We start from the raw sequence: 22766 nt of genomic DNA, 5'->3' as shown, positions 1-22766 counted from the left end.
GCTCTTGCTCTCTTTAGAATTGAAACGTGTTATACAACAGGGAGATCCCTAATCAACTCAACCTGTCTTCCCATCTTCTTCTGAATCACTTCAAAATGATGCAGCTCGTTTATACTCACCAGGGAGATAGCATCGCCAGCAGCATCTGCACGGCCCGTTCTGCCAATCCGGTGGATATAATCTTTCGGCGATCTGGGCAAGTCATAGTTAATGACAAAAGGAAGAGAGTCAATGTCGATTCCCCTGGCCATAAGATCTGTTGCTACTAATACCCTTAACTTTCCCGATTTAAACTGCGCTAAAGCTTCGGTTCTGGCTCCCTGACTTTTTTTGCTATGGATTGCCCTTGCATCGATATTATTCTTCCGGAGTTTGTTGACAATGGCGTCGACATGGTGCACGGAAGACGCGAAAACCAGTACTTGTTTCATTTCGTGATGATTGATCAGGTAACGCAAGAAAGGACCTTTCTTATCTTCCGAAATAAGGTAAGCAACCTGTCTGATCAAATCCAATGAAGTCTCTTCTGCCGCGATCTTAACCACTACAGGGTCACGAAGCATGATCTGGTGGATATGCTCGATATCGTCGCTCAGCGTAGCTGATAATAGTATATTCTGACGTTTCTCCGGCAAAAGTGCTATAATCTTATCCAGTTCATCTTTGAACCCTAGATTTAGCATTTTGTCAGCCTCATCTAACACAAGTGTTTGAATACCTGATAAGTGCACCGAATTAGAACCAGCTAATTCCAATAATCTCCCAGGCGTGGCAACCAGCACATTAACGCCTTGTAGAGCCATCATTTGTGGATTGATGGACACACCGCCATACACGGCCACTACTTTAACAGGCTGGGGAAGTGCCGCGGTAAAGACTTTGAAAACATCTTTCACCTGTTCAGCTAATTCACGTGTGGGAACTAAAACCAATACATCCGCATGTCGGTTTTTTAACCCTGTTGATCCTTGTAAATTCGTTAGCAGGGGCAATACATAGCTGGCGGTTTTTCCGGAGCCTGTCTTTGCGATACCTAAAACGTCTTTTTTGCTTAAAATAGCTGGTATGGCAAGCTCCTGAATAGGAGTGGGGGCTGTGAAACCTTCCTGTTCCAGTGTTTTTAACAAAGCAGGGGATAAACCGAGAGAATTAAATGGCATAAAGTTGTTTCCTTTTAGTGCACGAAGATACGATTTAAAGGCTTGTTGCAGAGGAGTCGTTAAACTGGGTACTACCAGTTTAAGGAATTTAGTAACTTACGATCGATATATGACTCGATGACAGCACTATCGTAGTCAAAATTCGAAAATAGATTTTAGTCTTCTCCACATAATAACCTAATCAAGCATGAAAATAATCGTTGGTTTATTGATCACTCTGGTAAGTTTTACAGTGTCAGCACAGCAATCGAATTTTGCAAACGTTTATCCTTTCATTGAAAATATAGGGGTATTTGAGATCAACCAGACTGAAGGCCACACGGTTTGTATCCCTATAAAATCGGTTGATGAAGCGTTAAATCTTCAGAAATGGAAGTCAGAAAATGTGCTTTCGTTGAATGGAAGCTGGAAATTCCATTTTGCTAATACTCCGGAAGCTACACCCAGGAACTTTTTTACATCAAATTTTAATGATCAGAAATGGTCTGAAATTAAAGTTCCGTCCAACTGGGAAATGCAGGGTTTTGGCGATCCTTTTTTCCGAAATGTTGCACATCCGTTTCGCTCAAATCCGCCTTTTGTCCCTCGCGAATACAACCCGACAGGCTCGTATCGGAAAACATTCAACCTACCTGCAAATTGGAAAAGCAAGCGTATTTTATTACGCATGGAGAAAACCGCTTCGGCATCGTTCGTCTGGATCAACGGACAGGAAGTTGGCTATAATGAAGGAGCGCACGAGCCTGCTGAATATGATGTTACCAGGTTCCTTAAACCAGGAAAAAATACCATTGCCGTCAACGTGATTAAATATTCAGATGGTGTGTATCTTGAAAGTCAGGACTATTGGCGCCTGGCAGGTATTTTTGATGATGTCTGGCTGTATGCAAAATCGGATGTACATATCTTCGACTGGCATGCCAGTACCGATCTGGACAATAATTATCAGAACGCAAAACTGAATCTGCAGATTACGGTAAATAACCAATCGAAAACTGACAAGAAGAATTACAAGGTTCGAGCTTCGCTATTTAATTCAGACAATGTGTTGGTTAAGAATTTTACCTCTGATGCAGTTCAAATAACTGCTGATAATAAGCAAATTATTAATATTTCATCAGATGTAATTGATCCTAAAAAGTGGACTGCTGAAACGCCCAATCTTTACCGGTTAACATTGGAATTAATCAACAGCGAGGGTAAAACCGAAGAGATAGTTGCCGGTCGCATTGGCTTTAAAGAGACTGAAATTCGTCATCAGGTTTTCTATCTGAATGGAAAAGCCATCAAACTTAACGGCATCAATACACACATGCAGCACCCCGATTTAGGGCATACGATGGACGAAGCGACCATCCGAAAAGACTTTGAGATACTGAAGCAATTCAATATCAATTGTATACGCATATCACACTATCCACCTGTAAGACGCTATTTAGAATTGGCAGACGAATATGGGTTTTACATCATCGATGAAACCGGAAATGAGGCACATGCTACTGAATATTTGAGCGATAAGGCCGAGTGGGAACCCATGTACCGCGAGCGGGTGCGCAAGATGGTGTTGAACGACCGAAATCATCCATCCATTCTGTTTTGGAGTGCTGGGAACGAAAGTGGCGAAGGGAAAAATATTTGTGCCGTAATTGATGAAGGACGGAAATTTGATACTACCCGATATTGGATGTATGGAGGAAATGCTTTTTCGCATTCTTGCGAAGAAATCATCGGCCCGCGATACCCATCACCTTTTGATCTTAAAAATCAGGTAGGCATGGTTCCTGAGAGTGTTGATCCGCGACCATCATTCATGGACGAATACCTTTCGGTGGCTGGAAATGCCGGTGGCGGACTTGACGAATATTGGGATGTGATTTACCAGTATCCACGCATTATGGGCGGGGCAATCTGGGATTTCGTGAGTCCGGGGTTGCGCGAGCCAGTTCGCAAATTAACTGATTCTTCACCAAGCAAGATCGCAACCCATATCATGGGACGCGGCAAACTGGTTGCCGGACACCATGGAAAAGGTATTGATCTGAATGGTCACGATCAGTGGGTGGAAGTTTTTCAGGATAGAAAAATTGAAATCTCCGGTAATGAACTAGCCCTTTCCTTCTGGATCTTTCCACGCGATTTAATGAAAATGGGTGGAACACTTCTAACCAAAGGAAACAATCAATTTGGTTTGCAGCAGATTGGTGCAGACTCGCTTGATTTCTATATCTACACTTCTAAAAAAACAGTTGTACGTGGTGAATTACCCAAAGACTGGACACAAAACTGGCATCATGTGGCAGGTATTTATAACGGGAAGTCAATATCATTATATATCGACAACAAAAAGGTGGCTGAAACCCCGGTCACCGGGAACATCACGAATTTCCCTTTTCCTCTTAACGTGGGCAAGAATGCCGAGACACATGGCCAGCATACCTCGGTGTATTTGTGCGATGCCATTATCGATCAGGTGGGCATTTTCCCAAAAGCGATTGAAATTAATGACTTATTTGCAGCGAAACCTGACTTAAAAAACCGGGCAGCTTTGTGGCTTGATTTTGAGCAGGAGGAAAACAAAGGCGAGTTTTTCAGCTATGGAATCGGCGCACGCACCTATGGAAGTATTTGGCCCGACCGGGTTCCTGAGCCCGAAATGTGGCAAATGAAAAAATCGGCTCAACCCATATCTGTAAAGTGGATCGACGCCGAGAAATTGGAAATTGAAGTGCAGAACCGACACTTTTTTACCAATACAAATGCCTTCGAGGCACGTTGGAATCTGGAAGAAAACGGGATATCAATAGCTTCAGGAAAATTGGAAATCGATGTCGAACCTGAAGCAAAAAAAATCTACGTTCTTCCTATCCAAAAGCCGCAAATGAAGGCTGGTGCAACCTATTTGGCAACAGTTAGTTTTCATTCGAAAGAAGCGACAGCACTGGTGCCGAAGGGTTTTGAAATGTGTTGGGATCAATTGGAATTACCATGGATTGTACCAGTCGGTAAGAAGTTGGTACAGCATCAGACCAGTCCTTTAAAAGTGACAGATAGTGAGCAACATTTGATTGTATCCGGAGTGAATTTCGATTATTCCTTTAATAAAGCCGATGGCCAGTTGTACTCCATGAAATTTATGGGTAAAGAATTGCTGAAGCAGGGAGCGCAGCTCAATGTCTGGCGTGCCCCTCTGGCGAACGAACAGGACGACTGGACCTATCCTTCCGTAAATGTATTCCCAAGAGGAGAGGGCTATGGAAGGATGGTTGCCACTTCATGGTATTCCATCGGTCTGGATAAAATGAAGTCAAAGCTTGAATCATTTAAGGTCGCAAATAAGGCTGGAAGCACAATTGTCAGTATTCGTCAGATTGCTCTTTTTGGAAATGCAAGCGGGGCAGGCTTCGAAAATGAGATGATTTATACCATTTCGCCCGACGGCGAAATTAGGCTGCAGCACACAATAAATCCGAATGGAAAAATGCCCAGTTCGTTGCCGCGCATAGGAACAAAATGGGTATTCGACGAGCAAATGCAAAATGTACAATGGTTTGGACGTGGGCCACAGGAGAATTATCCAGACCGCAAAACAGGCTACCGGATAGGGAATTACCAGTCGACAGTTGATGCGATGTTTGTACCGTATTTGCTACCTCAGGATTGTGGATTGCGCACGGACAACCGCAATGTGCGACTGACAAATGCGGAAGGAATAGGAATTGAGTTTTCGGCAAGCGAACCATTTAATTTCAATTGCTACAATTACAGCACCGAAAATTTGTCAAAGGCGAAATACACCTATCAGCTGGTCAAATCGGATGGAGTAACCTTCAATTTCGACTATCAAACTACCGGAGTAGGATGCACGGCAATTGGGGTGCTCGACAAATATCAAACCATTCCCCAAACCATACAGTTCACAAGTTCGATAAAACCATTTAAAACTAATAAGTAAGCCTGATAGCTATTAAAATAATAGGAGCGATATGATGCTTAACTAAATGACATCTAAGGATATAAGACTAAAATTCCTATGTAACAACCTTCGCTAGGTAAATGCCCCGCGGCGCTGCCAACGCATTCTGCTACGGATGTGGAAATTGGAGAGGATAGAACAAAAAAATCCCTGTTTTCGTGGATTGTAGACCAACTTTCTTGTCTTTAGGTTTGTGAGATCATCTTTTAGAGATTGAAAATAATGTAGACAAACTCCTAAATCAAAACGATGAAAAAGACAAACATATCGCTGATTGTGGTGTTTTTTATGCTATTATCAGCCTGTTCAAAAGAAAATAACGGGCCAGATGGCGGTCAAAACGGATATCCATCCTCGTTACACGGCGCGATCTATTACGACTGGGCATCCGAGGGAATTCTTAAAGTAAGTTTACCGGATGGTGTGGGGTCTGCCTTTATTCCCGATAATTCGAAACTTAATAATTTCGACATCTCTCGTGATGGTAAATACAAACTTACTGTGGTAAATGAGCAAACTTTGGGAAAGTACCCCATACGCTTCACCCTCAGTGACATTGCAACTGGTAGCATAATAGAGGAGTTTGTGTACAATAGTCCGGGACTGAATGCCTACTGCAGGGGCTATCTGTCGTTTGATAGCAGTCATATTCTGGTGCTTTCGAACGAAAAGGAAGACGGTATCACGATTCTAAAGCGAAATGGTGATTTTGTAGGAAGGATCCACGATATCAACGGCCAAGAACTGGGTTTTAACGATCAACGCTTATGGCTTCCCGGCAATGCGCTGTTGATCGTGCATCACAACAATATCATACGTTTAGACCCACCTTACACCTCGGGTAGTTTGCTTAAAGAAATGAGTTATCAAGACTGGGGTGACTTAGCCGTCAATCCAGCTGGCAATCAACTCGCCGTTCGTATTGCAAACCATGTGTATACCATGGGTATGGATGGATCAAAGCTGACACAGGTTACCACCAGCAATTTTAAAGAAGCTGTACCCGAGTTTTCTCCAGATGGAAAATACTTGCTTGTAGGCACCGAGTACAAACAGACTGGACCATTCGGCTGGATGTGGACGCTGAAAATTATCCCCAACGACGGCAAGAACTATAATGTGGATCCGATTGCGCAAAACACTCCTGGTGTAATCCCCGTTTTCGTGAAAGGTAAAAATAAGATTGAAACTTCAGGTGGACAAATGATCTGGCGGTAAATATAATTATAGCCAAAAAAGAAATAGATACCATTAGTCACCTTCTGTTTCGACTTTCCAGTGGGCCATAATTGCTTTTAACTCATCTTCGGAAAGATAAGTAACTGCACCATGCTTCGGACTGGTAAAATTAGTGGTTTTCATAACACCCTTGTTAAAATGCCCGAGGTTTGTATAATTAACAAAATCAGTTGTTTCGCTAAAACCCATATTACTTGGCCGTAGTCCATAAACATCATACATAAGTACCCATTTACCCGTTCCCAGGCGTTTAAACACATTAGGGGCTTCTGTGTTGACTGATTCAGGGTCGATCCTCTTGTCGCCGGACACATAGCCTTGGTTTATCTTGTCAGAAACAGCATGAAATAATTGTGCTTGGGAGACATAGAACATCTGATACTTGTTGCCAACCTTGGTAATATCGGCATCAATTCCACCGATGTTATTGATTTTTTGTGGTACTGTCTCCAGCTTGGTAAAGTCGTCGTTTGCATACGAATAGTAAATATTGGCGTCTTTGTTATTATACCGGATCGTGAAATACACCATCATCTTCTTTCTATCAGCATCATAAATAGTTTCGGGAGCCCAGGAGCAATCAATATCGCCCAACTCCGGAAAAGCTTTATCAACCCTGAAATTTGAATGCGTCCAATGTATCAAATCATACGATTTCATCAATACCAAAGCACGGTTGTTGCCCCAGCCATACTTTTCGGCCGGACGTTCCCATTCCGTATCCCTGAAACCGGCGCGTTTGCCAGCGATATGCAGGTCGGTCATCGCTAAATAAAAGGCACCATCAGGCCCCCTGGTAATGTGCGGATCCCGAACGCCCTTCTGTTCCGCAAGCTGAGACCCTATAAAAACAGGTTTTCCGTTGTTGATGTCAGTAAAAGTATATCCATCTTTACTGATAGCCAGATAAGCCGATTGATCCTGATCTTTAAAATATACCAGAAGGTAGCCGCTTAGCTTCTTTTCGTTGTAAGCAGATGACTTCTTCGGTTTCTGTACTTTGGGTACAATCTCAATGCCCGTTGGACCTGTGGAAACATTGCTGTTCGAGTGTTGCGCGAAACCAGGGACTGAAAATAAAAGTAAAGAAGCTCCTGCTATAAATGTTTTGACCCTCGTGGTTAAGTTGTTGGAGTGTTGCATAGAAAGCTTAGGTCTTGTTAGTTGGATATAAATATAGCAATAAGGAGTTACGTTTATAGGGCTGGGAGAAGCTGATTTAATCCCACTGATCAGCCAACTGCCGCACTAGTAAACGGGCATCTATGGAATGTGCTGCACCAGGAATCACTGTTAGTTTCGAATTCTTAAATTTCGCCAAAAATGATTGCGCACTTTTTAATGCGACATTTTTATCATTTTCCCCATGGATCCAGTTAACTTTCATTTGGTCATAAGTGTGATTACTGAAAGTAGTGCCCCTAAGTATAAAGTGAAGATCATCAAAGCATGCTCGAATGGCTATAGGAGCAGGGCTATCTGCTTGTTTTAATATTTCATTGACGTTGGGAAATTCTTCAATAGTTTTCTTGAAATCATCAAAACCTCTCAGAACGCTAATCATTAGTGGCTTAGTAAATGTTGAATCCGCAAAAGGAAAATAATCTTTCGACGGGACCATACCAGAAATCACTCCACAATACTTCAGCTTAAACCTTTGGGCTATAAGAATCGCTAGTGGCCCACCTCCGCTTACGCCGATAACTCCAAAATCTCCACTCTTTAAACCAGCTTTGGACGCGAGGTCAAAGAGGTCTTCTTCATTCCAGGTCTTGTTAGGCGTATCGCCAAAGCCAGGCCTGTTAAAAGATATAAAATTGTATTTTGCTTTTAAATCTTCAGGTATTTCATCAACGATCTTTGCAGAGGACGGTGTTCCACCCAGTAGGCAAATTGTAGGTTTGATATCCGGGCTAACCTGAGAAAATGCATTTAAAAAGCCGAATAAGGAAATAGTAGTAATGAGCGTCTTCGCGATATTTTTGAATCCGAACATATTAGAATATTTAATTCATGTACGTTTTGAATAACTCCTCAGAACCCGGCAAAAGCGCTATTACCTTGTTCTGCACGCCGACTTTTTAAAAATACGGCCGGGCTTGTTCGTCCGCCTGTGCAAGATTGGCAGCTCTCTCGTTAAGATCCGCTCTTTGCAAAGCTGAAGCCAAGGCATCTCTATCAAAATCCTGACAATATGCAGGCGTACCCGGTTGCTGTCTCCATGATTCAGACAGCGATCCACCATCGATTGCGTCGAAGCCGATCTGATCAATGAGATCCATGACCATCTGCTTTGCGCGCTCTTCGTCGCCGGCGACGGACAAAGCAATCCGATTTGGGCTACCGGCAGGAGCAGCCTTCGAAGCCAGACTCGCCGAATAGATATTGTTAAAAGCCTTTATTACCGGGTGGCCGATCACTCGCGCTACCCATTCACTATCGGTTAAGCCACCATCAAGATCCGCGTTCTTACCGTCGCGCGACGGATAGTAGTTGCCAGTGTCAACAATCACGGCCTCGGAAGAGGAGAGTAGATTTTCCGGTAGATCTACAATCGCTTTCTCCGGAATCGAAATGATGATCAGATCTTTCGCGCCTGCAGCCTCGTCGACTGTGGCTGGTGTGGCGCCCGTTTCTGCTGCAACCTCACTCAAAGTCTCCGGACCTCGTGAGTTCGCAATCATTACCTCATGACCGAGGTTGACGAGATATAGTGCGAGTGCGCTTCCAATGTTACCTGAGCCAATAATTCCGACTTTCATAATATCTAGTTTTATTGATAAGACAATATTGATCAGTTTGTTTCAATAAGTTCTACTACAAATACTCGAGCTTTACCTTGTAATGACTAAATAAACTAGCGTAGCTGGATATTTTACTTTTTTTTGTGAAAAATACTAACTGGTATCTTATGTCTAAGGCCGAAACAACACGAAGCTCCATAATACAGAAGTCGTTTGACCTGATCTACCAAAAAGGTTATCAGGCCACCAGCGTTGACGAAATTATTGCAACTACGCAAGTGACAAAAGGTGCATTCTTCTATCATTTTAAAAACAAAGAAGAAATGGGTCTTGCTGTTATAAGTGAGATTATGTCGCCGAGGATGAGCAAATTTTCAACAGCTTATTTAAGAAAAGGAGGAGATGTGCGTACCAATATATACAAGATGCTGGAAGCGCTGTTGCTCAAAAATGACTTCTTTAAAGTTGAGTATGGATGCCCTCTGGTAAATTTGATTGAAGAAATGTCCGCTCATAACCAAGCGTTTAAAAAAACTGCTTAGACGTGTGCTCGTTGCCTGGCAAACGGAAATCGAGTCCGCACTGTCATTGGCTCAGGACGAAGGGCAAATTGCAAAGGAGCATGATCCCAAGCAGATTTCGCAATATGTTATCGCTAACTATGGTGGTGTTCGTTACCTCGGTAAGGTCTTGGGGAAATAGTCCTACAAAACATTTCTTCAAGAGTTCAAGAAATATTTAGACTGTCTTAACTGAACTTTTTTTAATAAATAACATACTATGTATACAACCCTCAATTGTCATGTATATATTCTTACTATCTCTCCATTCGCTATTCAGATGGTTACTACTAGGCAGTCTTCTTTGTTCAATCATTTTTTCCTATAGGAGCTTGTTACGACAGAGCGTTTTTACACCGATAGCAGATCGTTTGCGTCACTGGACCGCAACTATTGCGCATATCCAACTGCTCATTGGTATGACTCTTTATTTCCAGAGTCCCATCGTTATGTTCGAGATGTTTGAATCCAACGGTAGACTCTGGACTGAGCATAACTTTTATCGTTATGTGCATATATCCCTAATGATCTCGGCAGTTGTGATGATCACCATCGGATCAGCTAAAGCCAAGCGCCGAGCAGATGATCAGGCCAAATACCGGACCATATTACGATGGTTTATCCTGGCATTGCTTATTATTTTTTTCGCTATCCCATGGCCTTTCTCCCCATTCGCAAGCAGGCCATTGTTCAGACATTTTTAAATCCCTGCTAAACATTTCGATAATCAGATGAATAAAATGAAACAACTATTTACAACACCATTGGGGCGCTTAAGGCTGGTGAGCTACCTGGAAGGCATATCCCTTCTCGTACTGCTCGGAATTGCCGTTCCACTTAAGTATTTCGCCTCAGATCCAACCATGGTTAAAACTATTGGGCCGGTGCATGGCATGTTATTCCTGTGGTTTATTCTCAGCACGCTAAGCGTTGGAGTAGAAAGGCAGTGGAGATGGCAGACGACTTCCAAGATTTTAGTGGCCTGTATTATTCCATTTGGCACATTTTACATAGACCGTTACATATTACGACAAGCTTCAAAAGAGGCTCAGACCGGTGAGGGGTTCCATGAAAATTAAATAAATAAACGTCGCGTTGATCAACGTATATTAGTATCTCGGTCTAGAATTAACTAATGTCCATGTAATTAATAAGATTGAAAATATGGTCACTATCGACACCATGCGGAAACTGGCGCTCTCATTCCCTCAAGCTACGGAAGAACCTCATTTTGAAAAGACTTCTTTCAGAGTGAAAAAGAAAATATTTGCAACGTACGATGAAAAGAACAAGAGAGCCTGTATCAAGCTCTCTGAAATAGACCGGGACGTCTTTGCGTCAGCAGACAGAACAATCATCTATCCCGTAGATAATAAATGGGGAAAGCAGGGATGGACAATAATAGAAATGGAAAAAGTACATAAAGGTTTATTTGCCGACGCTTTAACAACGGCATATAGAGAGGTTGCACCTAAAAATATTCGCGAATAAGTTTCAGCAATTATAGCACGCCAGGATTTTTTCTGATCAATTCAATAGGCTATCTGGCCAAACTTTGTGCGGATACTTGTAGCGGTCATGAAAAGATAATCCTTCCAAAGCCAAAACTTCAAGGGATTGATGGCGAAGCTTCGGTAAATACTGGAATCCGCCGGTCGCTGCTCTAGCCTGTATTGCGCCCATTCGCGTTCCATTATTTTAAGATTTAGCCCTTTCTCAGGGAACTCTCCAAAAGTAAAATTACCATCTGCAGAGCTATAGTAGTACCACTTCCAACTTCTAAAAGGTGAGTAATTGCTAGCAACCAAAATGACAAGCATGAAAATAATCAATCTACTTTTTTGCTTCTTGTTCATATAACTGTTGGTTTGACGTTGGTAAGAGAAATTTCTTCGGAGACGGAGCTTGCGCTTTTTTACAAAACTGCGGGACGAACTCATAGAGTTCAGCTATGCCCATCGCTCCGACAGCGAACATGTGGCGACTATCTGAACCAGAACTGGTAATCCCATAAGCAAAACCGGATGGTTTAGCCAAAATAAGTTCATAATACGGCTATAAGGTTAGATCTCAAATATAACAAACAGAATGTATCTACTTCGAAATTTTACTATGGATAAGTTTCTCGGTAGCCAACCCATTCTCTACTCCAATGAAAAAGCTCCTGAACCCACATTTTTTAAGTAGCTTCTTTGAAGCCGTGTTCTCCGGATCAATAATGGCGACCACATCCAGGGTGGGAGCTACCTGGTGAGCCAGGGCTAGTAAGCGTGTGCAGATTTCCGTTCCATAACCCTGGCCCCAGAAATCCTTTTTAAGAATGTAGCCAATTTCAAGAGCAGGACAGGAGTCTTTTGATCTTTCTAATTTACAGTCGCCGATGAACGTATTTTGGTGGTTATAAACTTTAAAATATCCAAGTGATCCTTGCTGAGCATTGATGCTCAAGATAGAGTTGAATTTGGCTTGCGCATCTTCTTCGGACAGCCCTGTTCCGGAAATGTATCTCATAACATCGTCATCCATCACCAAAGAATGGTAAGCGTGAAAATCATTAGGAGTGTACTTCGATATGAAAAGAGAATTGTCGGCCATAAAGGATAGCAATTGCAAATATCAAATATAGAGATTACACTGTTCTCGCTGTTATACGGATACTTTAGCGGTCATGAAAAAATAATAGCTCCATAGCCAAAACTTCAAGAATTGATGGCGAGCTGCGGTAGATATGAGTATCCGCGGTTGACGCTTCGGCTTGTATTGTGCCCATTGACGTTCCATTATCTTTAGATCTAGCCTTTCGCAGGGAACTCTTCAAAGAGACCGGTTCTTGAGCTACGGACATCTCCAGAATTTCATTAATATTACTTCCAATTTCAAATTAACCCTTACGCCTTGAAAATACTAACCTTATCTGTGGCTGTATTATTAAGTTTCTGCATGAGACAAACTGCGTCGCTGTCAGAAAAAGCTGATTCTATTGCAGCTGCCCAGTCGAAGGAACGCTCCTGTGGTTTTAACCGGTTTCTGCAACACCCCTCCAAGGGTTTGAAACGTCCTTCACCTGTTCTGCCAATTCATCGCTGGAGCTGGTGTTCGAAGATACAATTCATACGAGGATCGGCTGCCCAAAGATCCGGTCATTGTTGTATGTGTTTTAAGAATTCATTTTTATATCTTTACAAGATTGAATGCTGGACACAAACAGCTATGGAGAGCCAAATTCTAGACCTTGAAGCAAAACTAATTGCAGCCATCTTAAACAGTGATATAAAACTACTGGATCAGTTGCTTCACGATGAGCTGATATTTGTTAATCACACGGGAATGGTGCTTTCCAAAAGGAAGATTTGGCCCCTTATATCAGCGGTGATTTAAAGATGACGAACTAGTTACCTCAGAGCAGCAGTTGCACATAGTTGGGGATACCTGCGTGGTCGTGGTCACCAAAGCGATCAGCGGCAATTATCTGAACCAACCATTTGAAAGCCGCGTTAAATTTACCAGAGTCTGGAAGCTATTCAACAGCGACTGGAGAGTCATAAGCGCAAGCAGCGTACCTTGTTGAGTGCTATACCCTATCGGGTATATTTACCTGATACATCTTTGTCTTGTACCCGTTAGGGTATGAAATGCAAAAATTTATTATATTTATACCCGAATGGGTACAAATATTAATCCGTTGGCGGCATATGTTCGCGCGAAGAGAAAAAGTCTAAAGTTCTCTCAGGAAGAGCTCGCATTTAAGTCTGGTGTAGGTCTTCGTTTCCTTAGGGAGCTCGAAAGGGGCAAAACAACCCTGCGTCTCGATAAAGTAAACCAGGTGCTGGAACTTTTTGGAAAGCAGGTGGGCATAACTGATCTTGAACAAAATTATGACACAGAAAGCTAAGATCTTTTATCGAAACCGCCTGGCGGGATATCTGGAGAGATATGAGGCCGGATACCGGTTTTCATATGAGAAAGCTTATCTGCGAGAAGCAGAAGCCAGACCGGTGAGCCTGACACTACCGCTTTTAGAATATTCTTATACCAGCCGGATCTTGTTCCCTTTTTTTGATGGCCTCATACCAAAAGGATGGTTGTTGAATATTGCAAGGCAAAACCTGAATCTCAAAGAAACAGATCGTTTCGAACTGCTGGTCACCCTTTGCAGGGATACGCTCGGGGCAGTAACAGTTGTGCCAGATGGGGAGGATGCAGATGAATAGATGCTACTTCTGCTATCGACAGGTACCTCAAGGGCAGCATTATCACAAAAGTTGCTGTAAGAAATTCTTTGGTACAGACAGCCTTCCCGTTCTTGAGCTGAATAAGGAGTTATTGGAGGAACTTGCAAAAGAGACTATCAATAACGTATCTCCATAACTGGAGTGCAGCCCAAACTTTCGGTTAATTTAGACAGGGTTCCGGGGCAAAGCGAACGTTTAACCATTGTAGGCCTATGGGGTGCCTACATCTTAAAGCCCCAGCATGCCGAGATTCCTCAGATGCCTGAAACGGAAGATCTCACCATGCATCTGGCTTCAGTATTCAAAATACATACAAGCGCACATTGTCTCATCCCTACGACAGCAGGTCAGCTGGTATATCTCGTAAAACGTTTTGACCGTCAAGGTGATCTGAAGATACACATGGAAGATCTTTGTCAGCTCGGAGAGTTCCAGACGGAGCAGAAATACATGAGCACTTATGAGCGCTGTGGAAAGCTGATCCTCAAATACTGTACTAATAAAGGCCTGGACGTCCTGAGTTACTTTGAACTTCTGGTGTTTTCATTTTTAAGCGGTAATAACGATATGCATATGAAAAACTTTGCCGTGCTGCATCAAGACGGTCAAATTGTACTTAGCCCTGCATATGATCTCATTAATAGCAATCTGATAAACCCGGCCGATAAAGAGGATATGGCTTTGTTGTTGAATGGGAGGAAGAAGAATATCAATCGCGATGACTTTCAGAAACTCTCAGAGGTGTTGGGTATACGCGAGATAGTTTTTGAGCGCATAATGCAGAAATACACAGTTAGTACTGAAAAGGTGAAAGATTTGATTGACAGATCCTTCCTGTCGGATCCCTATAAGGAAGAGTACAAGAGAATATGGCAGCAAAAGCTTACAAAGCTGATTTAAATCAGATCTCTTGTTTGAAAATGCCCTAATCTTAAACAGGCTTACAGCTTAAGTCTTGGCCTGAGCAACATCTTTGAGAAAACCCACGACAAGCTTTATGGTCTGGCAAGGCTTGCCAAATTGCATGAGTCTGTAAGACAATCAGGCTTTAAGTCCTTCAATATGATCTCAAGATCCATTCAATACCACTAACAAACAATCCTAAACTACTTCAATACTAGATCTACCAATGCCTCAGCAGAGTCGTTCAATGCCAAAATAAAAGCATTCAGAACCAGTTTAGAAGAGTAGGATGCACCGAGTTTTTCTTGTACCGCCTTACACAACTTTATGCTTGAAAAGAATCTTAGTCCACAAGTTTTTGACTTGATCCAAAATATACGCTTAGTCCACAACTTTACGGATTGATCCGAACAAAACGCAAAAAGGCGCCTTTTGAGCGCCTTTTTGTGATCCCGCTGGGATTCGAACCCAGGACCACTACATTAAAAGTGTAATGCTCTACCAGCTGAGCTACGGAATCTTACTTTTTCTTCTTCGTTTCAGCATTTCTGCCTACCTCGTTTCCGTTAAAGTGACGCAAAGATACGCCTACAAGCCTTTCAGTGCAACTATTTACAACTCTTTTTTCGTCACTTTAGTATAAGCTCTTCAAAATCAGTCCCAAAAAATCACACTGCCAAGCCAGTAAACCCATCAATCAGTCATCTACAACTACATCCGCTCTTTACTTTATAATCCATTTCGTAATTTCGCAAGGATGACAAAGAAAGCAACTCCAACCATATTGGTGGTCAATGACGACGGTATCGATGCTCCAGGCATAAAAGTACTGATTGACGCCATGAAAGGACTCGGTAGGGTAGTGGTCGTAGCTCCTGATAGCCCTCAGTCGGCAACCGGACACGCCATAACTATAGCAAAACCCCTTCGTTTAGACCGCACGCACATCTATCCTGATGTAGAAATGTATAAATGCTCCGGAACTCCCGTAGACTGCGTAAAACTCGCTGTAAACAAAGTTTTCCAGGGTAAGAAACCAGACCTCTGCGTTTCCGGTATCAACCACGGACTAAATCACTCCATCAACGTGATCTATTCAGGAACCATGTCAGCAGCCATGGAAGGTGCTATCGAAAGCATCCCTTCAGTCGGCTTCTCTTATGATGACTTCTCTTACGACGCAGACTTCTCCAAATGCGTTCCCTTTATCAAGGTAGTCGCACAGCAAGTCCTCGAACACGGATTGCCTTTAGGCACCCTGCTGAACGTCAACTTCCCGAGAGTAGAAAAGATCAAAGGTCTGAAGATATGCCGTCAGGCGAACGCGAAATGGGCCGAAGAATTCGATGAACGTAAAGATCCGCATAAACGTAACTACTACTGGTTAACGGGCGTCTTCCAGCTAAACGATAAGGGTGAAGACACCGATGTCTGGGCATTAAACAACGATTATGCATCGATAGTCCCTGTACAGTTCGATTTCACGGCTCACCATGCGATCCCTATTTTAAATAACTGGCAGCTTGATGTTTAAGAAAGACAACATCTGGCTGGGACTTGCCGTAGGACTTATTTTCCCCGGCATTGCCTATGTAATCGTAGAGGTGCTGAAAAAGAACATCAGAATTCTGGAAAAGGATGACCTGCTCTACATCGGTTGTGTGGCGATCAACCTTTTCCTGGTCCGCTACTTCTTCAAAAGCAATAGCGAGAACACTGCCAGAGGAATCGTTGCTTCAACATTTATCTGTGCCTTTGTGTTCTTTATGTACAAGGTACGCCAATAACAGCATTCCAATGAACTACTATCTTATTTCAGGAGAGGCCTCGGGCGACCTGCACGGAGCTAATCTGATGAAGGCGATCAAACAGAGCGATCCTCAGGCAAACTTCCGTTTCCTGGGCGGTGATCTGATGCTGGCTGAAGGCGGACATATCGTGAAGCATTACAGCGACATGGCCTTTATGGGCTTTGTTGAAGTGGTGATGAACCTGCGGACCGTCCTGCGCAATATCAAAATGGTGAAGCAGGATCTGCTAAAGAACAGACCGGATGCCCTCATCCTGATCGATTTCCCCGGCTTTAACCTGAAGATCGCCGAGTTCGCCAAAGCGAACGGCATCAAGGTGTTCTACTATATTTCTCCCAAAGTCTGGGCATGGAACCAGAAGCGCGTGCTTAAGATCAAAAAGGTAGTGGATCATCTCTACTGTATCCTGCCCTTCGAAGTCGAGTTCTTCCGCTCCTGGGGAATGGAGGTCGACTACGTCGGAAATCCACTCCTGGATGAAATTGCGTCCAGCATACCGAACGACAACTTCCGTGGTCACAACCAACTTGGCGATAAAAAGATCGTTGCCCTGCTACCGGGAAGCCGCCGCCAGGAGGTTTCTTCTATCTTACGGGATATGCTGGATGTGGTGGAACATTTCCCCGATTACGAGTTTGTCATCGCCGGTGCTCCAACCTTCAAGCAGGAATATTACGACAACCTGATGGGCAGCCAGAAACTGAAGGTGGTATTCGGCCAAACGTATGATCTGCTCAGAAACGCTGAAGCGGCAATCGTTACCTCCGGTACGGCTACTCTCGAAACGGCCTTGTTCCATGTTCCGCAGATTGTGGTCTACAAGGGAAACAAGATTTCCATCGCCATAGCCAGGTTGGTCATCAAGATCCGCTTCATCTCTCTGGTGAACCTGATCATGGATCGTGAGGTGGTGAAAGAGCTGATCCAGGAGGATTGTCACCCCACGAAGATCATGAAAGAGTTAAACGCTCTTCTCCACGACAAAACCTACCGTGGCAAAATGCTGCAGGATTACCAGGAACTGTCTGACAAGATGGGAGAGCCCGGCGCTTCGAAGAGAACCGCCGAACTGATACAAAAGGAGCTTCAATAAAGCTTCCCAAAAAACAAAATAAGAATATGAAAGCATTTTTGTTCGACCTGAACGGTACGATGATAGATGATATGGACTTCCACAACAGAGCCTGGCACGGCATCCTCACGGAGGACCTGGGCAAGGAGATCTCCATGGAAGAAACCAAACTTCAGATGTATGGTAAAAACTCCGAACTCTTAGAGCGGGTGTTTGGCAAAGGCCACTTTACTCAGGAAAGAATGGATGAACTGTCCAGGGAAAAGGAGAGACGCTACCAGTCTGCCTTCAAGCCTCATTTAAAGCTCATCGACGGACTCCGAAACCTATTGGAAAAAGCCCATCAGCAAGGCATCAAAATGGCCATCGGCTCTGCGGCTATCCCTTTTAATATCGACTTTGTATTGGATAATCTCAACCTCCGTCACTATTTCCCGGTTACGGTCAGTGCTGATGATGTCGTTTACAGCAAACCCGATCCGGAAACCTTCGTAAAGGCTGCACAGCTGCTCAACGTAAAGCCTGAAGACTGCATCGTTTTCGAAGATAACCCCAAGGGTGTCGAAGCGGCGCTAAAGGGAGGGATGAAAGCCATCGTCATCACCACCATGCATGAAGAGCATGAATTTGAAGGCTTACCCAACATCCTGAAGTTTATCGAAGACTTTAACGACCCCTACATTCTGGAGCTGATATAAACAGAGGCCGTTCGTCGCTGGCTGATAGGCGGTCGCTCATTTAAGGGGCGGTATCGGCCTTGATCTCCTCTAAAGGTCTGTTTCTCCTATCAGTTAAAAGACTGACGAAACTCCAATGGTGATAAATTCGTCTTCTTTTTAAACAGTGTGCTGAAGGACTGCGTGTGCTCGAAGCCCAGGGCATAGGCAATCTCACTGACCGAAAGACTGGTCGTGGAAAGTTTCTCTTTGGCTTTTGCGATTAGTTTTTCATGAATATGCTGCTGGGTGTTTTGTCCGGTATGCACGCGAAGCAGGTCACTTAGGTAGTTTGGAGACAAGTTCATCTTCTCAGCAAGATATTGCACCGTGAGTAAACCTGGTACGTCGTTTTTGAAATAGTCGTCCACCAGCTGCTCGAACCGGCTTAGCAGTGCCGAGTTGTTGTTCTTTCTAGTCAAAAACTGGCGCTCATAAAATCGGTTGGAGTATTTGAGCAGGCTTTCTATTTGCGTGAGAATGATCTCTTGGGTATGCTTGTCGATATGCTGGCACTCCTTGTCAACTCTATGGAGAATCGTGATCAGGTCTTCTTCTTCTTCGGCAGATAGGTGTAATGCTTCGTTAACGGCGTAGTCGAAGAAGCCGTATTGGTGAATGCTGTTCGCCAGATTATGCTGCAAAAGGAAGTCCGGGTGGAAAATCAGGAGATAGCCCGATCCGCATTCCATATTCTGCAGATCCAGTTGTTGCACTTGATTAGGGGCGGTAAAACTCAAGACTCCTTTATCATAATCATAATGCTGCTGTCCGTACTTGATCTTGCCCTTGGCATCGCGTTTTAGCGCCACGCAATAGAAACGGTTAACGAAACCTTTCCAGATCTCATCTTCTAAAAAAACACTTTCTGCCAGATTGATCACACTCACCAGCGGGTGGCGCGGTTCGGCTAAAGACAGCAGACGGTGAAATTCCGATATGGAGTTAATGGCGTTCATAGAGCTAATTTAATCAATTAAGCCCATACTAAATTCATCATAAGGCGCGCCCGTATCGGTACCTAATGGCACAATGCTTTCAAGTTGTGATAGATCCCTCTCTGTGAGTACAATAGTGGTAGCCGCAATGTTTTGCTCCAGATACTTCCGGCGCTTCGTTCCCGGGATCGGCAGAATGCCTTTGCTTATTATCCATGCCAAAGCCAGCTGCGATGAGGTGACTTGCTTCGCTTCAGCCATAGCTTCTATAGCTTTTACCAGTTCCATATTCTTCTCGAACTGTTCTCCTTGGAAACGCGGTATTCCTCGGCGGAAATCGTTCTCAGGCAGATCATCAATGCTTTTAATCTGTCCGGAAAGAAATCCACGCCCTAACGGTGAGTAGGCAACGAAGCCAATACCTAATTCTTTTAAGGTGGCTAGAACCCCACGTTCTTCCACTGTCCGCTCGAATAACGAATATTCGCTTTGCACAGCTGTGATCGGGTGCACAGCATGTGCTCGTTTAACCGTTTCAGACGAAACTTCCGACAAACCGATATAACCCACTTTGCCTTCTTGAACCAGCTCAGCCATTGCCTCAACGGTTTCGTCTATCGGCGTGTTTTTATCCAGGCGATGCAGGTAATAGAGATCAATGTAATCGGTATTCAAATTTTTGAGTGAACGCTCTAAAGATTTTTTTACATAATCTTTCTTCCCATTAATGGCCCAGGTAACCTTATTCTGATCATTGATCTCCCAACCAAACTTGGTCGCTAAAATATACTGATCGCGTTTACCTTTGATGGCTTTAGCGATCAATTGCTCGTTCTTCAGCGGTCCGTACAGATCGGCTGTGTCTAGAAAGTTACCACCTAGCTCGAGCGAGCGCTGAATCGTCGCGATGGCTTCCTGCTCATCCGCCGGACCATACATATGTCCTTCTTCAAAACCGGTCATGCCCATACAGCCCAGACCAATTACCGGCACAATCAAACCTTGACTGCCCAATGCGATTTGTTTTATTTCCATATTCCAAAGGTCGGTAAGCCAGAGCGCGAGCATGTATGCAAACCCCTGAAGCTTGTAAGCAAATCAAGGAAAATAGAAAAGGGCTTTATCATGATTGGTTCACACCGAATCACAATAAAGCCCTTTCTTTATTAAACTAAGCTAAATATCAGCCTATTTGTAAGCAACCTCACTCCAACGCAGTTCGTTCTTGAACTGGTACAAGTTAGTCTCCTTACCAATCTTCACAAACTCGATATCCGCCATTTCAGCGAAATCCTGCATGTGCTCAGAAGTTAAGTTCTGGCTGTATCCGGTATGGTGTGCACCACCTGCAAGGATCCATGCCGCTAGGCCTGTCTTCATGTCCGGATATGGCTTCCACAATACTCGTGCTACCGGAAGCTTCGGAAGGTCATGCTCTGGAGCTACTGCCTCTACTTCGTTCACCAACATACGGAAACGGTTACCCATATCAACGATAGATGCATTAAGAGCTGGTCCTGCTGCAACGTTGAATACCAAACGAACCGGGTCTTCTTTACCACCAATTCCTAATGGGTGGATCTCACAAGATGGCTTGCCGTCAGCGATAGACTCGCAGATCTCCAGCATGTGTGAACCCAATACCAATGGATTAGACGGATCAAAGTGGTAAGTATAGTCTTCCATGAACGCGTTTCCGCCTTTCAGTCCGCTACCCATAACCTTCATCGCACGTACCAAAGCTGCTGTCTTCCAGTCGCCTTCTCCTGCGAATCCAAATCCGTCAGCCATCAGACGCTGTGAAGCGATTCCTGGAAGTTGTTTCATTCCATGAAGATCTTCGAATGTATCAGAGAATCCTTTGAAACCTCCGTCTGTAAGGAACTGACGCATACCGATCTCGATCTTCGCTGCATCACGCAGTGATGAATGCTGTGCTCCGCCTTTTCTCAAAGCTTCTACCACGGCATAACGCTCTGCGTATTCTGCAGTTAATTTATCTACTTCTCCGTCGCTCACCTGGTTGATCACGGCAACTAAGTCACCGATACCATAGGTGTTCACAGAGAAACCAAATTTTAACTCTGCTTCAACTTTATCTCCGTCGGTTACCGCTACAAAACGCATGTTATCACCGAAACGGCAGAACTTCGCACCTTGCCAGTCGTACCAACCTGCAGCCGCACGGCTCCACGCATTGATCTGATCCAGTACTTCTTCGTCTTTCCAATGGCCTACAACCACTTTGCGCTCCATGCGTAAACGGGACACGATGAATCCAAACTCACGGTCTCCGTGTGCACTCTGGTTCAGGTTCATGAAATCCATGTCGATGGTGCTCCATGGAATGTCACGGTTGAACTGGGTGTGCAGGTGCAATAATGGCTTGCGAAGGATCTTCAATCCGTTGATCCACATCTTGGCAGGGGAGAAGGTATGCATCCAGGTGATGATACCAATACAGTTCTCTGCTACGTTGGCCTGCTGACAGATCTGATAGATCTCGTCTGTACTTTTTACAGTAGGTTTGAATACCACCTGCACAGGAATCTGTGAAGCGCCGTTCAATGATTTGGCAATCTCTTCAGAGTGTGCCGCTACTTGCTTTAGGGTATCTTCTCCGTAGAGATCCTGGCTGCCGGTTACAAACCAGACTTCGAATTTTTTTAAATCTAACATAATGTTTTATCGGGATATTGTTATTGTCCGTAATAGGCGTTTGCTCCGTGCTTGCGGTCGTAATGCTTCTTAATGATGGAATCTTTCAGTCGGGGGGCAACGGGACTGATCTGCTCTGTTAAATAAGCCATCTGTGCTACTGTTTCCAGAACCGCACTGTTGTAAACGGCTTTTGCAGCGTCTTTTCCCCAGGTGAAAGGGGCATGGTTACCCACCAATACCATTTCTACTTCTTTGTAGTCAAGTCCCTTGTCTTTAAAGCAGTTCATGATCTGGAAACCGGTCTCATACTCGTAGTTTCCTTCAATCATCGCATCTTCCATCGGTGGTGCGCAAGGGATATCTACGGTATTATGATCTGCATGCGTGGTTCCGAAAATCGGGATGTCGCGCTGGCTCTGTGCCCAGGCGGTTCCGTAAGTGGAATGGGTATGTACGATTCCGCCTATTTCCGTCCAGTGCTTGTATAACACCGCGTGGGTCAGCGTATCAGAAGAGGGGCGAAGGTCGCCTTCTACTGTATTACCGTCCAGGTCAACGATGACCATTTTTTCTGGTGTCAGATCTTCGTAAGGAACGCCGCTGGGTTTAATGGCGAATACGCCTAATTCCCTGTCTACGGCACTTACATTCCCGAAGGTAAAGAGTACCAGTCCCAGTTTGGGTAACTGCATATTGGCTTCGTATGCAGCTTGTTTGATGTGATCGTATTTACTCATCTTGTATATCTGTGCTAAAA

26 protein-coding genes, 1 tRNA gene and 1 pseudogene are annotated in these 22766 nt (G+C 44.1%); 17 read left to right on the top strand and 11 right to left on the bottom strand.

Annotated elements, in window-relative coordinates; translation table 11 throughout:
- Positions 1–29: 29 nt before the first annotated feature.
- Complete coding sequence (locus tag B0I27_RS10455; RefSeq protein WP_106293180.1) at positions 30–1160, bottom strand: DEAD/DEAH box helicase; 1131 nt, start codon at positions 1158–1160, stop codon at positions 30–32.
- Positions 1161–1347: 187 nt separating this feature from the next.
- Here B0I27_RS10455 and B0I27_RS10450 point away from each other — a divergent pair, with 187 nt between their 5' ends.
- Both B0I27_RS10450 and B0I27_RS10445 read left to right on the top strand, forming a co-directional pair.
- On the top strand, positions 1348–5112 hold the full coding sequence (locus B0I27_RS10450; protein ID WP_106293179.1) for a beta-galactosidase small subunit-related protein: 3765 nt from the start codon (positions 1348–1350) through the stop codon (positions 5110–5112).
- Positions 5113–5382: 270 nt separating this feature from the next.
- Positions 5383–6351 (top strand): TolB-like translocation protein, encoded by a 969-nt coding sequence (locus tag B0I27_RS10445; protein WP_106293178.1) that lies wholly within the window; start codon positions 5383–5385, stop codon positions 6349–6351.
- Between the two features lie 33 nt (positions 6352–6384).
- On the opposite strand, the gene B0I27_RS10440 is transcribed toward B0I27_RS10445, so the two are convergent.
- The 3 genes from B0I27_RS10440 to B0I27_RS10430 all read right to left on the bottom strand — a co-directional run bounded on the left by B0I27_RS10440 (position 6385) and on the right by B0I27_RS10430 (position 9134).
- A complete protein-coding gene (locus tag B0I27_RS10440; RefSeq protein WP_219905008.1) occupies positions 6385–7515 on the bottom strand; it encodes a glycoside hydrolase family 43 protein in 1131 nt (376 codons plus the stop codon).
- 76 nt (positions 7516–7591) lie between these two features.
- A complete protein-coding gene (locus B0I27_RS10435; protein WP_106293177.1) occupies positions 7592–8368 on the bottom strand; it encodes an alpha/beta fold hydrolase in 777 nt (258 codons plus the stop codon).
- A gap of 85 nt (positions 8369–8453) precedes the next feature.
- Complete coding sequence (locus B0I27_RS10430) at positions 8454–9134, bottom strand: NADPH-dependent F420 reductase (RefSeq protein WP_106293176.1); 681 nt, start codon at positions 9132–9134, stop codon at positions 8454–8456.
- 149 nt (positions 9135–9283) lie between these two features.
- Between B0I27_RS10430 and B0I27_RS10425 the strand changes: the two genes are divergently transcribed.
- From B0I27_RS10425 to B0I27_RS10410, 5 genes are all read left to right on the top strand, one after another.
- Entirely contained in the window at positions 9284–9658 is a 375-nt protein-coding gene (locus tag B0I27_RS10425; RefSeq protein ID WP_106293175.1) for a TetR/AcrR family transcriptional regulator, read from the top strand.
- Positions 9659–9662: 4 nt separating this feature from the next.
- A complete protein-coding gene (locus tag B0I27_RS17395) occupies positions 9663–9818 on the top strand; it encodes a hypothetical protein (RefSeq protein WP_181276744.1) in 156 nt (51 codons plus the stop codon).
- 100 nt (positions 9819–9918) lie between these two features.
- On the top strand, positions 9919–10380 hold the full coding sequence (locus tag B0I27_RS10420) for a hypothetical protein (RefSeq protein ID WP_106293174.1): 462 nt from the start codon (positions 9919–9921) through the stop codon (positions 10378–10380).
- Positions 10381–10416: 36 nt separating this feature from the next.
- Complete coding sequence (locus B0I27_RS10415) at positions 10417–10755, top strand: DUF3817 domain-containing protein (RefSeq protein ID WP_106293279.1); 339 nt, start codon at positions 10417–10419, stop codon at positions 10753–10755.
- An 85-nt stretch (positions 10756–10840) separates the two neighbouring features.
- Entirely contained in the window at positions 10841–11167 is a 327-nt protein-coding gene (locus B0I27_RS10410; protein WP_106293173.1) for an MmcQ/YjbR family DNA-binding protein, read from the top strand.
- 41 nt (positions 11168–11208) lie between these two features.
- Here the strand turns inward: B0I27_RS10410 and B0I27_RS10405 are convergent, their stop codons facing one another.
- Both B0I27_RS10405 and B0I27_RS10400 read right to left on the bottom strand, forming a co-directional pair.
- Positions 11209–11532 carry a hypothetical protein gene (locus tag B0I27_RS10405; RefSeq protein WP_106293172.1) on the bottom strand — a complete coding sequence of 108 codons (324 nt, stop codon included), beginning with the start codon at positions 11530–11532 and terminating at the stop codon, positions 11209–11211.
- 238 nt (positions 11533–11770) lie between these two features.
- The gene (locus tag B0I27_RS10400; RefSeq protein WP_106293171.1) at positions 11771–12271 is read right to left on the bottom strand and encodes a GNAT family N-acetyltransferase; all 501 of its coding nucleotides are present in this window, start codon (positions 12269–12271) and stop codon (positions 11771–11773) included.
- Positions 12272–12616: 345 nt separating this feature from the next.
- Here B0I27_RS10400 and B0I27_RS17390 point away from each other — a divergent pair, with 345 nt between their 5' ends.
- The 6 genes and pseudogenes from B0I27_RS17390 (at position 12617) to B0I27_RS17905 (ending at position 15099) form a co-directional block, all read left to right on the top strand.
- Positions 12617–13054 carry a nuclear transport factor 2 family protein gene (locus B0I27_RS17390; RefSeq protein WP_146133116.1) on the top strand — a complete coding sequence of 146 codons (438 nt, stop codon included), beginning with the start codon at positions 12617–12619 and terminating at the stop codon, positions 13052–13054.
- 16 nt (positions 13055–13070) lie between these two features.
- Positions 13071–13244 (top strand): annotated as a pseudogene (locus B0I27_RS17910) (nuclear transport factor 2 family protein); the annotation flags it as partial.
- 93 nt (positions 13245–13337) lie between these two features.
- Positions 13338–13568: a helix-turn-helix transcriptional regulator gene (locus B0I27_RS10390; RefSeq protein ID WP_219905007.1), complete on the top strand. Its 231-nt coding sequence runs from the start codon at positions 13338–13340 to the stop codon at positions 13566–13568.
- Positions 13552–13887 (top strand): HipA N-terminal domain-containing protein, encoded by a 336-nt coding sequence (locus tag B0I27_RS10385; RefSeq protein WP_106293169.1) that lies wholly within the window; start codon positions 13552–13554, stop codon positions 13885–13887. The genes B0I27_RS10390 and B0I27_RS10385 overlap by 17 nt, the downstream gene beginning before the upstream one ends.
- 162 nt (positions 13888–14049) lie before the next feature.
- Positions 14050–14808 (top strand): HipA domain-containing protein, encoded by a 759-nt coding sequence (locus B0I27_RS10380; protein WP_245925482.1) that lies wholly within the window; start codon positions 14050–14052, stop codon positions 14806–14808.
- Positions 14809–15006: 198 nt separating this feature from the next.
- Complete coding sequence (locus B0I27_RS17905; RefSeq protein ID WP_219905011.1) at positions 15007–15099, top strand: transposase; 93 nt, start codon at positions 15007–15009, stop codon at positions 15097–15099.
- A 159-nt stretch (positions 15100–15258) separates the two neighbouring features.
- Here B0I27_RS17905 and B0I27_RS10370 read toward each other — a convergent pair.
- Positions 15259–15331 (bottom strand) — tRNA-Lys (locus tag B0I27_RS10370).
- Positions 15332–15568: 237 nt separating this feature from the next.
- On the opposite strand from B0I27_RS10370, the gene surE reads away from it, so the two are divergent.
- Genes surE through B0I27_RS10350 form a run of 4 tightly spaced genes read left to right on the top strand, consistent with a single transcriptional unit; the run spans position 15569 to position 18392 of the window.
- A complete protein-coding gene (gene surE, locus B0I27_RS10365) occupies positions 15569–16345 on the top strand; it encodes a 5'/3'-nucleotidase SurE (protein ID WP_106293168.1) in 777 nt (258 codons plus the stop codon).
- The gene (locus B0I27_RS10360; RefSeq protein ID WP_106293167.1) at positions 16338–16598 is read left to right on the top strand and encodes a stationary phase survival protein SurE; all 261 of its coding nucleotides are present in this window, start codon (positions 16338–16340) and stop codon (positions 16596–16598) included. Before surE ends, B0I27_RS10360 begins: the two co-directional genes overlap by 8 nt.
- A gap of 10 nt (positions 16599–16608) precedes the next feature.
- On the top strand, positions 16609–17715 hold the full coding sequence (gene lpxB, locus B0I27_RS10355) for a lipid-A-disaccharide synthase (protein ID WP_106293166.1): 1107 nt from the start codon (positions 16609–16611) through the stop codon (positions 17713–17715).
- A 26-nt stretch (positions 17716–17741) separates the two neighbouring features.
- A complete protein-coding gene (locus tag B0I27_RS10350) occupies positions 17742–18392 on the top strand; it encodes an HAD family hydrolase (protein WP_106293165.1) in 651 nt (216 codons plus the stop codon).
- A gap of 89 nt (positions 18393–18481) precedes the next feature.
- On the opposite strand, the gene B0I27_RS10345 is transcribed toward B0I27_RS10350, so the two are convergent.
- From B0I27_RS10345 to B0I27_RS10330, 4 genes are all read right to left on the bottom strand, one after another.
- Positions 18482–19369 carry a helix-turn-helix domain-containing protein gene (locus B0I27_RS10345; RefSeq protein ID WP_106293164.1) on the bottom strand — a complete coding sequence of 296 codons (888 nt, stop codon included), beginning with the start codon at positions 19367–19369 and terminating at the stop codon, positions 18482–18484.
- Positions 19370–19378: 9 nt separating this feature from the next.
- Positions 19379–20416 carry an aldo/keto reductase gene (locus B0I27_RS10340; protein ID WP_245925481.1) on the bottom strand — a complete coding sequence of 346 codons (1038 nt, stop codon included), beginning with the start codon at positions 20414–20416 and terminating at the stop codon, positions 19379–19381.
- Between the two features lie 120 nt (positions 20417–20536).
- Entirely contained in the window at positions 20537–22027 is a 1491-nt protein-coding gene (gene araA / locus B0I27_RS10335; protein ID WP_106293163.1) for an L-arabinose isomerase, read from the bottom strand.
- A 20-nt stretch (positions 22028–22047) separates the two neighbouring features.
- The gene (locus tag B0I27_RS10330) at positions 22048–22746 is read right to left on the bottom strand and encodes an L-ribulose-5-phosphate 4-epimerase (protein ID WP_106293276.1); all 699 of its coding nucleotides are present in this window, start codon (positions 22744–22746) and stop codon (positions 22048–22050) included.
- Positions 22747–22766 lie beyond the last annotated feature (20 nt).

The organism is Arcticibacter pallidicorallinus (assembly GCF_003002875.1).
Lineage (GTDB): Bacteria > Bacteroidota > Bacteroidia > Sphingobacteriales > Sphingobacteriaceae > Arcticibacter > Arcticibacter pallidicorallinus.
Note: the sequence above shows the minus strand (reverse complement) of the source record. Positions and strands in the feature narration are given on the sequence as shown.

Excerpts from the sequence above, each read along its gene's own strand:
- B0I27_RS10455 (WP_106293180.1), bottom strand. The coding sequence starts at position 1,160 with ATGCCATTTAATTCTCTCGGTTTATCCCCTGCTTTGTTAAAAACACTG.
- B0I27_RS10450 (WP_106293179.1), top strand. The coding sequence starts at position 1,348 with ATGAAAATAATCGTTGGTTTATTGATCACTCTGGTAAGTTTTACAGTG.
- B0I27_RS10445 (WP_106293178.1), top strand. The coding sequence starts at position 5,383 with ATGAAAAAGACAAACATATCGCTGATTGTGGTGTTTTTTATGCTATTA.
- B0I27_RS10440 (WP_219905008.1), bottom strand. The coding sequence starts at position 7,515 with ATGCAACACTCCAACAACTTAACCACGAGGGTCAAAACATTTATAGCA.
- B0I27_RS10435 (WP_106293177.1), bottom strand. The coding sequence starts at position 8,368 with ATGTTCGGATTCAAAAATATCGCGAAGACGCTCATTACTACTATTTCC.
- B0I27_RS10430 (WP_106293176.1), bottom strand. The coding sequence starts at position 9,134 with ATGAAAGTCGGAATTATTGGCTCAGGTAACATTGGAAGCGCACTCGCA.
- B0I27_RS10425 (WP_106293175.1), top strand. The coding sequence starts at position 9,284 with ATGTCTAAGGCCGAAACAACACGAAGCTCCATAATACAGAAGTCGTTT.
- B0I27_RS10420 (WP_106293174.1), top strand. The coding sequence starts at position 9,919 with ATGTATATATTCTTACTATCTCTCCATTCGCTATTCAGATGGTTACTA.
- B0I27_RS10415 (WP_106293279.1), top strand. The coding sequence starts at position 10,417 with ATGAAACAACTATTTACAACACCATTGGGGCGCTTAAGGCTGGTGAGC.
- B0I27_RS10410 (WP_106293173.1), top strand. The coding sequence starts at position 10,841 with ATGGTCACTATCGACACCATGCGGAAACTGGCGCTCTCATTCCCTCAA.
- B0I27_RS10405 (WP_106293172.1), bottom strand. The coding sequence starts at position 11,532 with ATGAACAAGAAGCAAAAAAGTAGATTGATTATTTTCATGCTTGTCATT.
- B0I27_RS10400 (WP_106293171.1), bottom strand. The coding sequence starts at position 12,271 with ATGGCCGACAATTCTCTTTTCATATCGAAGTACACTCCTAATGATTTT.
- B0I27_RS17390 (WP_146133116.1), top strand. The coding sequence starts at position 12,617 with ATGAGACAAACTGCGTCGCTGTCAGAAAAAGCTGATTCTATTGCAGCT.
- B0I27_RS10390 (WP_219905007.1), top strand. The coding sequence starts at position 13,338 with ATGGGTACAAATATTAATCCGTTGGCGGCATATGTTCGCGCGAAGAGA.
- B0I27_RS10385 (WP_106293169.1), top strand. The coding sequence starts at position 13,552 with ATGACACAGAAAGCTAAGATCTTTTATCGAAACCGCCTGGCGGGATAT.
- surE (WP_106293168.1), top strand. The coding sequence starts at position 15,569 with ATGACAAAGAAAGCAACTCCAACCATATTGGTGGTCAATGACGACGGT.
- B0I27_RS10360 (WP_106293167.1), top strand. The coding sequence starts at position 16,338 with ATGTTTAAGAAAGACAACATCTGGCTGGGACTTGCCGTAGGACTTATT.
- lpxB (WP_106293166.1), top strand. The coding sequence starts at position 16,609 with ATGAACTACTATCTTATTTCAGGAGAGGCCTCGGGCGACCTGCACGGA.
- B0I27_RS10350 (WP_106293165.1), top strand. The coding sequence starts at position 17,742 with ATGAAAGCATTTTTGTTCGACCTGAACGGTACGATGATAGATGATATG.
- B0I27_RS10345 (WP_106293164.1), bottom strand. The coding sequence starts at position 19,369 with ATGAACGCCATTAACTCCATATCGGAATTTCACCGTCTGCTGTCTTTA.
- B0I27_RS10340 (WP_245925481.1), bottom strand. The coding sequence starts at position 20,416 with ATGCTCGCGCTCTGGCTTACCGACCTTTGGAATATGGAAATAAAACAA.
- araA (WP_106293163.1), bottom strand. The coding sequence starts at position 22,027 with ATGTTAGATTTAAAAAAATTCGAAGTCTGGTTTGTAACCGGCAGCCAG.
- B0I27_RS10330 (WP_106293276.1), bottom strand. The coding sequence starts at position 22,746 with ATGAGTAAATACGATCACATCAAACAAGCTGCATACGAAGCCAATATG.